The organism is Exiguobacterium sp. s189 (genome assembly GCF_018617615.1).
Taxonomy (GTDB): domain Bacteria; phylum Bacillota; class Bacilli; order Exiguobacteriales; family Exiguobacteriaceae; genus Exiguobacterium; species Exiguobacterium aestuarii_A.
Map to the genome: position 1 here is coordinate 64004 of NZ_JACSKM010000012.1, position 12081 is coordinate 76084.

The following is a 12081-nucleotide window of genomic DNA, read 5'->3' on the forward strand; positions in this document are numbered from 1 at the left end:
ATCAAGAAAGAAAGACAATTAATATTGTAGTGTAAAAAAGAGAGTACTTACTTCTGACATTTGATTCTCGTGTTCTCCTGAAATCGTAATGCAAAAAAACGCTAGCACAAAGCTAACGTTTTCAACATAACCTGATAAGATTTAACATTTGAAAATGAAAGGAGAACCATTTAAGACTCCAATCCAATCATTATACTTAATCAGTAAGACAAGTAAATACGATTTCCTGAGGGGGCAGTAACAACAAACTTTTTTCGTTTCGTGCTTATCATAGCTCCGATAGCTTTTAACTGAAAAACAATGTTATCTCTCTTTTTATTCAAAGTGATATGATCATGATATTTACCATCAGAGATGAAACTCGCCTGCTCACCATAACGGCTGACGACCTTGAACCCCAGCCCCTTGTTTAGATTCTTGCTCATATCATTGACATGTAAATGAATATGACAGAGTAGTGTGGCGGTTGGCAAACCATCCCACGTTGATTCCGACGCGGCCTCTAGCAGCTTATCAGCCTCTAAGGGTTCTGAAGGCATCACGACTTCATTATTTCTCCAAACCCATTTTGATGAGTTACAATCAAAATAAATATCAATTCCGTTCCCATCCGTATCCGTCATATAGAGGGATTTGCTGACTAAATGGTCCGGGGCTCCTTGTAATGGATATTCTTGCTTTAAAAGCTGTTTGATAACTCTTCCTAAGTCGAAGCGATTAGGTAATAGAAAAGCTAGGTGATACAATCCCGTCGTACGACGAAATATTTGGGTCGCTCTTTCTGGCTGATCGATTGATAGCAACACAGTCATACCATCTGCAGTCAACTTGGCAACCTTTGACTATCTCTCGTAAATCTTAAAACCGATGACATCCTGATAAAAACGTAATGAGCGCTCGATATCTAACAATTTAAGGTGAACGTGACTGACAAAAGTGATAGGGGACGATGGAAGGCCATTTTGAATTTTTCTTATAAAGGTATTCTGATAACGAATCGAAACAGTGTGAATTTTCCACTACCGCTAAACTTGAAAATTCTTCTGAATTCACTTATTAATTCTCGCTGATGAATGGAGATGAGTCAGAAGTGAAGTCCTGTCTACTACTTTCTTTGTTTGACTCCTTCAAGAAAATTATGAATGTATTGTCCAACCTACTATTCTTGAGAACGTTAAGTGCCGATTGTAAGTCAGGGCTCGTTTTGTTCCATTGAACTCTTTCAATACGTTAAAAACTTCGGGCTTATCATCAAGGTAGTAGTCAAGGTTTAGCTCGGTTATAAATCCCCTTTTTTGATGATCTGCCATGACAGAGAAAAAGTGTTGGTCGCGGACCGGGAAGCCCTAAAGCCTCATCCAATATTTCGTCCGTTCGCCGTGTTCTTTAGGCCTAGTAATGATATAGAAGATATTATGTCCGTTGAGTATACGGGAGAATAAACGCCCCAAATGATCGTTATTAAGTATATTGAAGTTAATTAGGATTATCCAATCATCGTGAGGAGTGATCTCGTGGCAAAATTAAATCAAATAGTTGAGGAGATTTCAAATATTTTAAGTGGAGAAAAAGCTTATAATTTGCCGATTGTCTGTGGAAGATATGGGTTAGACGATGGAGAAGAAAGTGAGGCGTTCTCTAGTAAGAGGTTGTATGTCCAAAAGAGGTTAAAGGGGAAGAATCAACTCTTTCTTTTGGACCTTTCTAAAAGAATTATTGACGACTATGGAGAAAGTGCCAAGTCTCTATCAAAATTAATGTACAGTGTGAATCCCAAAGGGGTTTTTGAAATCAGTGAAATAACTAGAAAAAACATTTTTGATGAGCTATACAAGCGAACTGATTTATGGGGTAGAGCAGATGTAGTTTCTTTCTTTAAAAGAATTTGGGATTTAGACGCGATGCCTTCAAGAGATGGTAGATTTGATACCGCTGCTCAGGATATTTGGCAACACATGATTAATAATTATGACTATGATGAACAGTTCTTATTGGAGGAATACTTTGAATTATTGATAAAAAATGACCAAGAATTCATGAATTTTTTAGAGCAATTAGTTCATCCGATGATAAGAGATCAATCCTCCCAAGAGGCATATATCAATTTATTGAATGAACATTTGCATAGTGATGGATTTTATCTGTATCCTACTAGCCAACTCTCTGGATACCCGATCTATAAAGTTATTAGAATTCAAAACGGAGTGAGAGGCGAAGTAAAGAACCTTATTTTTGCTGCTGTAGGCGCTAAGCCAGAAATTATTATAAATGATTCTCTCAACAATGACATTGCCATCGTAAAGCACAAAGACAACTGTTTGGTTTATGAAAATCCAATATCTTCTGATGGATTGTACTGGGCAGAATTAGTTGATTGGTGGAGCGGTATGAATCCTACACTGACATCCTATAAAGAAAAAGAAGTTTCGCTGTATAAACGATTGTTAAGTTCGTTAGACTCTCCCCCAGAAATTACTTTCTTTAAAGCGTATTTTCAGTTATTCAGAGGTCAATATCATCAAAACCTGCCCGCACTAATCCCTCAAGTTTACCTTCATTATGATCCCTATACAAAAAGACAGCGGAATGGAGAAATTTATCTGCCACGTCAGAGAATGGATTTCTTATTACTTCTTCCAAATCGAGAAAGAGTTGTTATTGAAATTGACGGGAAACAACATTATTCAGAAGAAAACGTTGCTAGTCCTCAAAGGTATGCAGAGATGGTTTCGGCAGATCGGGATTTGAAGTTACATGGGTATGATGTCTACAGATTCGGTGGTTATGAATTAATGAATGAAGATAAAAGTGCTGAACTGATAAAAAACTTCTTTAACAGCTTCTTTAAGAAGTACGACATTAAAACTACAAATGCCTAATAACCAAAAATAGAAATTAAATATAAGTGGAATGTTAGTTTTTAGAGATTGAAAACAAGATGCTTTCCTGCTCGCTCTTCTTTATAAGTTGCAAAGGTTTTATTGATAATAGAAGAAAACCTAGCACGTCTATAATTGATTTATGCTGCCTTTAAGATGATGATAGGTATCTTAATGTTCAACGAAACAACTTTATCCGAGTGTTCAGGGATTTATTCAAATGGTAAGTCAGCGTTCGATATGTTTGAGAGTCGATCAAGTGATTGCAAGTAACCGTTCGTCGTGTTTATCGATTCGTGACCGACCAACTGCATAACACCAATTAGCGAATTGCCGTTAGCAAGGAGTTTCGTGATATAAGCACGGCGGAACCAATGAGGTGGATTGGTATTCTCTGCTGCTACAAACTCCACTGCCTTATGGGTCATTAAACGAATTGCTTCATATGTCATTGGGTTTCCTGACTTCTTTGTGCTGAAAGCGATGTAAGGAGAGTCCACTTCTTCAATTATCATGAGTGTTTGTAGTTGATTGATCAGATGACTCGCTTTTTCTGTGAGTGGGATTCGACGCCATTTATCACGTTTTCCTCTCACTTCGATATAGAATGTGTGTTTGTTCCGCTTCACGTCGTTGAATTTTACGGAGAGAAGTTCTGAAGCACGCATTCCGGTCGTCAACAACAAATAACCAATGGTTTCATTTCGGAGCTCTATGAGTTCCTTTTTTTGTGCTCGTTGAACTGTATGCCGAAATGATTCAGCAATGCGTTCAATCTCTTCAAAATCAACTTCTCGACGAAGGGGTTCTGGTCGTTTCTGATTTTTTACATGGAAAGCTAAGTTGTGTTGATGATATTGATTGATATGAAGGTAAGTTAAGAGACGCTTTAACATATTGTTCTTGCGTTGTGCCGTGCGAGGTGAATATTGCTCGTTTACTTCAAACAAATAACGATGAATATCTAGAACGGTTAAGCGCTTTAGACCTTCGGTATTGGTCATCACAAAACTGAGAACGAACTCGAGATCTTGCTTATAGGCACGACGAGTGTGCGGACTCTTATCAGCGTAGATTGGGAATAATTCCGTTGCCCAAAACAATTCAATCACTTCGATGTCAGTTAACGTATCGAGATCGATATGGTCCTTTTTCAGCGCCTCGGCTAATTTAGGATTCGCCCCGGTCAATTCTCGCAATGCCACTTCGAACGCCTGCTGCTTTTTCTTGATCTCCATGCTTCTTCCTCTTTTCTAATCAATTTTTATAAAAAATGAAAAATATGAATAGTATCTAGGTCTTTTTAATGTAATACGTATGTATTTTATTTAAAATACAATGATTATTATATCTGTTTTAGTGAATATAAAGTAATACGCCATTAACATATAAATCAAATAATAATCCTTAACTTGTGATAACCTTATATTATCACAAGTTAATATCGAATAAAAAAATATTTGTTATAAAAAAATGAAAAGGGAAAGGACATTCTATAATAAAGATAGAATGAGATTATTTAAGGTGATAAATGTATTAAAAAGTAATTAATATTATAAAAAGTGGGGAATCATGATTATGAATAAGCTAACTAACATTGTTTTTTTGACAGACATTGTAAAGCTTCCGAAAGATACGTTAAAAGAAATATGTACAGATTTTGACATTGATGATAATGGTCATGCTCATGAACTTGCTACATCAGTTTGGAATCACATTCAACAACACGGAGAGCAAATCAATGCGTTGGAACGATCAAAGAAAAGATTATTAGCAGGAAAAACTTCTGTAACGTGGTATCGTCTAGAACGAGGAACTGAATTCAAAGACATTAAAAATAAAATTATTCAGAATACAAATTTTAATTTGTTTCAAGAAACTCGAATTCCTTCAATTGAAAGTCTAACGACTGATCCAGTGATTGTTGCAGGAGCAGAAGGTGATGTTGAAACGCAGTATTATTTAAGATTCATGTACAAAAGTGGCGTTAGTCGAGAATATCACTTAACGGAAATGAAGACTTCACCTAGAAGTGAGATTACTACAGTATTTATAGACGAATCGACTGGTCTTATTGAAGTTAGATCAGATGCCCGTAAATCAGATAAAGTGGCTAAATCTCTTGCGAAATTAGTTGATAGTGAAGTGATATTAGAACAAGTTGTGGCACCTTACGGGACCAACATTGAAGAGATTGCCACTCAGTTAAATGGAGAGCTTATTGATGTGGTTTCAAAACCGGAATTTGTAGTAGAAGATCTTTCTCCTGCACAAGGTAGTGCTGTTGTAAAAATTCTTAATTCTCTAGATAGTTATTTGAAATCAAATGACATCTCAGAACTTGAAAACGATCTTATGGAAGCTAATGAAGTATTTGACGAGCAACTTCTTACTGTACCTTTCGCGGCGTTGATTTTGAACGGTTTAGAAAAGGTAGGATTTGGCGGGGAGCGCGAACTCCGTGGATTGTCTTTATACGATTCCTTAAATCCCTACCTTCAACACCAAGGAGGATTTATTAGATTTAAATATCCTGAAGAAGGCGTTGAAAAAGAATATACTATTAGATTAGGAATAAAGAGTAAAAGTATTTATTTCGCCACTTCTGCGACAGAAGATGTTATTGACTTTGTAAGAAGAAATGTTATAATTTCTTGAAGTTTAAATAATACTATTTTTGAACGAAAGGGGAAGAGAAATGTCATATCCTTGGCAAGAGAAGTATTTGGTCAACGAATATGTTGATACAATTGCACGTAGTCCAATTATTCGTTTTTATCCTACAGCTGTTGCTAAGTATGCAAAAACTTCCCCTAGTCGTACATTTAAATACTTAATTGAGATGGCCGAAGAAGGAAGATTAAATTTACTTTGGGAACTTCGTTGTCCAAACTACGAATGTTTGCGAACTATTCAAATTAGCAAAAATGCAAGTGACTTTCCCGTTGAATTTACATGTAGAACATGCGGGGAGTTTTATGAAGTGGATGAAAGCATGTATTTTCCAGCTTTTGAAGTTAACTCAGAATATAAAAAATTTATAAGAGAATCCTCTGCAACTAGTACTAAAAAAAAAACTCTCAGTCTGTCCCTTTCATGAATCCAGGAGTAGCTTCCTCTTGGTCGTCTAGTTTATTATCTGAATTGGATAATGGACAAATAAATTTTTTGAAGAAACATTCTCCATCTGTTGTATTTATTCAAATCGATCAAATTTTACATCATTCGGGAAAGGGCGCCGTTCATATGAATAATAGAGAAATCAAAGGAAGTTTCAATAATTCATCTTTAAATGGGAATTTTAACATTCAGTCAGATAACAATAATAACGAATTCAATGGTAATATTGATTCTGAAAAAATTGAACTAGCTTTTAGTGATTTGCTAGAGAACATTCAAAAAATCCCAGATGAAGATGAGCGTGATCAGGCTGAAACTAATTTAGAGTCTCTTAGACAAGCGGTAGATAACCATGACTCAGAAAAAACTAGTAAATTACTTCGATTATTGGGTAAAACTTTAGGGAACGTTGCCTCTTTAGCTACTATTGCCTCTGCTTTAGGTATTCCTTCTCCATTTTAATAACTTAGCTATATAATTATTTAAATTAGTTTTAATAAAGTCTCAGACCTTAGTTGTAAACAAGTAAGTGCCTATTTATTGCGAAACATCTTATAAGATTTGGATCTTCATATCCAAGTCTTATAAGATGTTTTTTAATAAGGTGATATATGATTAGACATAAGAAAATTAAATTAACATATCAATTCTCGACTTGAAACTTCCAAAAATAAATGTTGATTGAAATTTTGGTTTAGATATTAAAGTGATTCTTGAAAGCTTATTGGAATTTATTGCTATCAAAAAAAGTATTAATCGTAATATCTAATCCATTACAAAATTTTTGAATTGTACTCACCTTTGGATGCTTTGTACGTCCACTCATCAGTTCTGAAATCGTCGCTTGATTTAATCCACCTTTTTGAATTACTTGATGAATAGTCATATTACGTTCCGCTGCGAGCTCCTTCATCCGCTCGATGATTGCCTCGTTCAACTCCACTTGCTCACCCCACGATCCAAGTACTCTCTTCATCACTTATTCTTTATGAAGTCTTCTATTCCTCTACCCTACCATAATCTCTTAAAATCAAAATAATTGTCATTATTTTCTATACTCAAAGCTTTATTTTTTTACAGTTGTGCTACAAAACCGAAAATATTGAGTTACTGTTGCTCTTCATCCCTTGTACAGAGCGGATTCGACAAGAATCGTCAAATGTAAAATTTCTGACATATCAGAAAACTGATGATTTTTATTCCTACTCCTGCTATATTGGAACCAACAAAAGGAAACATCTGTTTGGTCGCCGCTCTGGTTTACAGAAAGGGGAAGGCTTATGTATCGATTCGGGGAGTGGTTGAAGGAGAACCGCCGGCTTTCAGGCTGGTCACAGATCGAACTATCAGAAAAGACATTCGGGGAGATCTCGCAACCCGCTATCAGTCAGTATGAACAGAATCGCTCGGTGCCGTCGATTGCCGACATCGATCACCTGGCCCGCGCGTTCGGGCACACGCTCGCGATGGTCCCGTGGGACGCTATCGATTTCGGATACGGAGCGAAGCGTTCCGTCACCAAACTCGAGCGCCGTCGGTTCGACCTGAAGGAACTTCCGCAGGCAGACTCGGTCCGTACGTTCGACGGGAAGACGTATGAACTGCACGGTTTCATCGGCATCGAGAAGGCGAGCGGTGAAGCGGTTCAGTTGACGCAACTCTACTATCGAATCCGTACGGTCGTCTGTGACGCCCACGTGCTCGCCAAGCGCAAGAACCCAGATGACGAGCTCATCCATGTCAAGAAGCGAAAAAGAGTCAGCCAGTAATCGACATCGACGCAGCAGCATATCCTTAAGGATGGTCTAATCCAATCACATATCGGCGTGTCCCTCACCAGTGACCGGGCGGGCGGGATCTACGCATAGATGGTTCGGCGAGAGTCGCCTAAAACTCGCCACAAGGTCACCACATCGTTCCGGGTCATCGAAAAACCCTGTACAGCTCCTTAGATTTTTGAGGAGCGGAGTTCGTGGGGGAACGGCTAGAAACCCACCGCACCGAATCCGACTGTCCTTAATGATGTGCTGCTGCACATCACGAGATCAAGGGAAGGAAGTGTGTACTGTGGCATCAAAAGAACAGAAACAGAACCGTAGCTTCGCCGAGAAACTCTTACGCATCCGTGGAAAGGACTATGAGGAATGGCTCGACGAACAACATCAACAGGTCATCCAGGACAACCAGGAACTCATTTTGGAGGCGCTCGAGGCGAAGCTCAGCTTCAAGTCGCCGACGCACCAGGACTAAGGAGGGAAAGACATGGGACTCAATGAGACAGGACTCAGCTTGCTTCAGTTCTTCCAAGGGCTCGCCGTCATCGCCGCAGCCATCGCTTTCGCGATCGGGGGCTTCTACTTCATCTTTGGCGGGGATCGCGGACGCTCGAAGGCCGTCGGCTGGCTTGTCGGGGGCGCGGTCGGTCTGATCATCGTCATGGGCGCGTTCACGCTCGCCGAGATGGTCGACCAGAATATTAAATTCTAATGCACACTCACGCAGCGTTCCAGTCGGAAGGCTTTTTTTGTTACTAGAAACGAGAGGAGGAAGGAGATGCTGTTTGTACGATTCACCGACGTGCCGGACACACGGATCCAGAACTATGAGCGGTTTACTTTCGCCGAGGCCGTCGTCGCGACACATGACCTGCATCATGCGCTCAGTAGTGAAGGGACTAGCTGTTCCGGTGACTTCCGGCTCTTCGATCAGAAAGACGAGTTGCTCTATCGAGGGACGTTCACGTTCGGGTCCGAAGGAACGTATCCGAACCTGTATCATCAGGTGAAAGATCGGGTACAACGGATCCGGACGAAGAAAGAGGATAACGCGAAGAAGATGTGGCTCCTCGACGAGATCGAGTCCGAGACACCGGACGACTATAAACGTCAGCCCGTCAAATCGAATCCGATTGTGTCATCGACCTATCAGTCGAAGCTGACCCGACTGCAGCGCCGCCTCATCTACGGGGCGGCCACGGCCGGGATTCTATTCACCTCCCTGTTCACTGCCACCCAATGGTTCATTGACAAGGAGGCCCACGCCGAACAGGTGACCGGTACTGAAAAAAGGTGGTTAGACGCCTACGAACAGGCGCTCCAAGGCGAAGAGTCTTCGCTCATCCAACTGTTGGAACGAAAAGATCGGTCCGAGGAAGGGAATGCCCTATTGGTCGATCTCTATCTCGCAGAAGGAGAAGACCAGAAAGCGCTCGAGCTCACGGATGACCCCATCCTAATCGAGACGAAGTTGGCCGAGCTCGATTTATCCGATAAAGAGAAATTGGGACGGCTTCAGGACTTCCAAGCGTCACATCCGACCGATGAGGGTGCGTTCGATATCGCAGTACTGGAACGGAACCGTGAGGTTGTGGCCAATACGAAAGACGTGGAGTGGACCGCGCCTCGCATCTCGGCAAAAGTGACTGCCTATCTCTATCTAGGAGATATCGAGTCCGCGAAGGAATGGGCGTCCAAAACGAACGATCCTGCCGTACAAGAAAAAATCGACGCGTACCAAGACATTACGGCCACGATCGACGGACTGAACGAGAAACTGAAGAAAACTTCTAGCAAAGACACTTCAGCTCGTGAGAAGATTCAAGCCGCTATCGCTGCTGAAGAAGGTAACCGAGAAACAATTTTTTATTCAAATTAAGGTAGGTGAAATAATTGAGAACTCCGTCTCTGTCACCACGATTCCCGATACGTCTGGTTTTTCCCGCCCTGTTCTGCCTGTTGGTGGTACCGCCCGGAATTTTTTATCTGCTGAACGGGGTCTACAACATCATTCGACAAATCATGATCCCAATTCTAAAAGACGGGCTGTTGGCCGGGGCGACGATTCCGACGCTCTCCCCCTCTTTGTTCTTGGAGGTAAGTCTTACCTCTTCGACCGTCTTGATCGGGCTGATTGTGTTCAGTCTGTTCATCGGACTGGTCGTGTTCGGCAAGGTATGGCTGAACTTCCGAGATCTGCGGAAGAATCAGAAAGGGAGCGCCCGCTTCACCTCATTCGATGAACTGAAACAACAGTACCGTCGCGTCCCGGACCGGAAGAAGCGCTATGACGGATTGGGCGGTGTCCCCGTCGGACGTGTCAAGAACGAGCTGTTCATCGATGACTCGCCCGTCAACAACCTCGTCATCGGGACGACCCGATCTGGGAAGGGCGAGACGTTCGTCTTCTCGACGATTGACCTATACAGCCGGGCAAGTGACCAGGCGAGTCTGATCATCAACGACCCGAAAGGTGAGCTCTTCGCCGCCTCGAAGGAGACGCTCGAGCAACGCGGCTATCAGGTCGAGGTGTTGAACCTGATGAACCCGCTCCAATCGATGTCGTACAACCTGTTGCAACTGACGATCGACGCATTTCTCGAGGAGAACTATTCGCTCGCCCAACAGTATGCGCGCTCGGTCGCGTTCATGTTGTACCATGACCCGAAGGCGCGGGACCCGTTCTGGGCCAACTCGTCAATCGACCTGTGTACGGCGCTCATCCTCGGACTTTGCGAGGAGTCGAAGGACACGCCGGAGAAGATCAACATGTACAACGTCGCGCTCATGCTTTCGGACCTCGGGTCGCGGACGGTCGTGACACGACAAGGACAGGAAATCTCCGCGCTAGACGAGTTCTTTCAACGGTTCCCGGAGAACCATCCGGCCCGGCTCCAGTTCGCGACGCTCCACTTCTCGGGTGGTCAGACACGGGCGAGTATTTTAGCCAATACCAATGCGAAGCTCGGTATCTTCACGTTGAACGGGACCGGGAAACTGACGTCGATGAACTCGCTCGACATGCGACGCATCGGATTCAACCGCTGGATCAGTGGACGGACTGAACCTTTGACACGGATCACGTTCAAATTCCCCGATGGGACAACCCATGCGCTCACGACGGACGACGACGGTAGCTTCATCGTGTACCATACGTCGTCGCTTCAATCTGGAAACACCGTTCAAATCTCGACCGACTCAGGTACTTCAACGATTCAGTTGGAAGCGCAGGACGAGGAAACCGGACAATTCGATTACTCTATCGACGGTTCTATCCAAATTCGTGAAGTGATGCATCAACTCCAACCTGTGGCGGTGTTCCTGATTGTCCCGGACTATGACCCGACATTCAACGTCATCGCGTCGCTCTACATCAAACAGGTATACACGGCGCTCGCCCGGGTCGCCTCGCAGACTATACAAGGCAAATGCGAGCGTCAGGTCGTTTTCTTACTCGATGAATTCGGCAACATGCCACCGATCGAAGGCATGGCCAATATCATCACCGTCTGTCTCGGCCGGAACATGCGATTCAACCTCGTCATCCAGGCCTACTCCCAACTCGAGAACCTATACGGAGAGGATTGGAAGACGATTGACGGCAACTGTGGGAATACGCACTATCTGTTGACCGCGGACGAGTCGACCGCCGAACTGATATCGAAGAAGCTCGGTGAGGCGACCATCGTCACGAAATCGCGGTCCGGGCAGACGTTCTCGCTCAAGAAATCGAAGACGGAGAACGTGGACGGTCGCCGGCTCATGACGGCGACCGAGGTCATGGGACTCAAAGAGGGCGAGATGCTCATCATCCGTGTCATCAAGCGTCAAGATACGAAGAAACGGCGTATCCAGTCATATCCGATTTTCCTGAGCGGCAAGACGGCGATGAAGTACCGCTACGAATACCTGGCGGACGACTTCGATACGGACCGCTCCCTGCATGACATCGACATCCCCTGCCGTCACGCCGGTCTCGATTTCGAACAGATCCGCGTCCGTTTCGTGAAGCAAGAAGACGAGACGGATACCAACGCGTCATCGAATCAGGAAAACAAGTCCTTGACGGTACGTGACGTGCTTCAGGACAGCATCCTGCGCTCGATGTTCGAAGGGCATGACATCGGCGGGATGTCCCTCCCCGAGTTCGAGACGAACCTGAACCTAGGTATTTACAACGTCACCGACAGCCAGAAGAGCTTTTTGAGCACGATGATTGCGAAGCGACTCGAGAAACTGAAGCAAGGCACACCGTAGAGAGGAGGCCGAACCCATGGCCGAGAGTGCGAGAGAGAAGCGAATCCAGA

The 12081-nt window shown here is 43.1% G+C and carries 13 protein-coding genes; 9 read left to right on the forward strand and 4 right to left on the reverse strand.

Annotated elements, in window-relative coordinates; translation table 11 throughout:
* Window positions 1-200 precede the first annotated feature (200 nt).
* Together KNO99_RS13235 and KNO99_RS15515 are read right to left on the reverse strand one after the other, a co-directional pair.
* Window positions 201-827, reverse strand: coding sequence for a VOC family protein (locus KNO99_RS13235; protein ID WP_251131067.1), 627 nt, complete (start codon window positions 825-827; stop codon window positions 201-203).
* A 15-nt stretch (window positions 828-842) separates the two neighbouring features.
* A complete protein-coding gene (locus KNO99_RS15515; RefSeq protein WP_371743097.1) occupies window positions 843-911 on the reverse strand; it encodes a hypothetical protein in 69 nt (22 codons plus the stop codon).
* 603 nt (window positions 912-1514) lie between these two features.
* Between KNO99_RS15515 and KNO99_RS13240 the strand changes: the two genes are divergently transcribed.
* Window positions 1515-2879: an AbiJ-related protein gene (locus KNO99_RS13240; RefSeq protein WP_214749468.1), complete on the forward strand. Its 1365-nt coding sequence runs from the start codon at window positions 1515-1517 to the stop codon at window positions 2877-2879.
* A gap of 212 nt (window positions 2880-3091) precedes the next feature.
* On the opposite strand, the gene KNO99_RS13245 is transcribed toward KNO99_RS13240, so the two are convergent.
* Window positions 3092-4117 (reverse strand): tyrosine-type recombinase/integrase, encoded by a 1026-nt coding sequence (locus tag KNO99_RS13245; protein ID WP_024127802.1) that lies wholly within the window; start codon window positions 4115-4117, stop codon window positions 3092-3094.
* A 340-nt stretch (window positions 4118-4457) separates the two neighbouring features.
* On the opposite strand from KNO99_RS13245, the gene KNO99_RS13250 reads away from it, so the two are divergent.
* The 3 genes from KNO99_RS13250 to KNO99_RS13260 all read left to right on the forward strand — a co-directional run bounded on the left by KNO99_RS13250 (window position 4458) and on the right by KNO99_RS13260 (window position 6461).
* Complete coding sequence (locus KNO99_RS13250; RefSeq protein WP_131458667.1) at window positions 4458-5537, forward strand: hypothetical protein; 1080 nt, start codon at window positions 4458-4460, stop codon at window positions 5535-5537.
* Window positions 5538-5577: 40 nt separating this feature from the next.
* Window positions 5578-5979 (forward strand): hypothetical protein, encoded by a 402-nt coding sequence (locus tag KNO99_RS13255; protein ID WP_131458666.1) that lies wholly within the window; start codon window positions 5578-5580, stop codon window positions 5977-5979.
* Between the two features lie 146 nt (window positions 5980-6125).
* The gene (locus tag KNO99_RS13260; protein ID WP_214749471.1) at window positions 6126-6461 is read left to right on the forward strand and encodes a hypothetical protein; all 336 of its coding nucleotides are present in this window, start codon (window positions 6126-6128) and stop codon (window positions 6459-6461) included.
* Between the two features lie 259 nt (window positions 6462-6720).
* On the opposite strand, the gene KNO99_RS13265 is transcribed toward KNO99_RS13260, so the two are convergent.
* Window positions 6721-6975: a helix-turn-helix domain-containing protein gene (locus KNO99_RS13265; protein ID WP_214749474.1), complete on the reverse strand. Its 255-nt coding sequence runs from the start codon at window positions 6973-6975 to the stop codon at window positions 6721-6723.
* Window positions 6976-7279: 304 nt separating this feature from the next.
* On the opposite strand from KNO99_RS13265, the gene KNO99_RS13270 reads away from it, so the two are divergent.
* From KNO99_RS13270 to KNO99_RS13290, 5 genes are all read left to right on the forward strand, one after another.
* Complete coding sequence (locus tag KNO99_RS13270) at window positions 7280-7768, forward strand: helix-turn-helix domain-containing protein (protein ID WP_214749477.1); 489 nt, start codon at window positions 7280-7282, stop codon at window positions 7766-7768.
* Window positions 7769-8066: 298 nt separating this feature from the next.
* Window positions 8067-8249 carry a hypothetical protein gene (locus KNO99_RS13275; protein ID WP_024127793.1) on the forward strand — a complete coding sequence of 61 codons (183 nt, stop codon included), beginning with the start codon at window positions 8067-8069 and terminating at the stop codon, window positions 8247-8249.
* A 12-nt stretch (window positions 8250-8261) separates the two neighbouring features.
* Window positions 8262-8486 carry a hypothetical protein gene (locus KNO99_RS13280; protein ID WP_012390467.1) on the forward strand — a complete coding sequence of 75 codons (225 nt, stop codon included), beginning with the start codon at window positions 8262-8264 and terminating at the stop codon, window positions 8484-8486.
* A 66-nt stretch (window positions 8487-8552) separates the two neighbouring features.
* Window positions 8553-9653 carry a hypothetical protein gene (locus tag KNO99_RS13285; RefSeq protein WP_214749479.1) on the forward strand — a complete coding sequence of 367 codons (1101 nt, stop codon included), beginning with the start codon at window positions 8553-8555 and terminating at the stop codon, window positions 9651-9653.
* 143 nt (window positions 9654-9796) lie between these two features.
* On the forward strand, window positions 9797-12031 hold the full coding sequence (locus tag KNO99_RS13290) for a VirD4-like conjugal transfer protein, CD1115 family (protein WP_214749482.1): 2235 nt from the start codon (window positions 9797-9799) through the stop codon (window positions 12029-12031).
* Window positions 12032-12081: the final 50 nt, after the last annotated feature.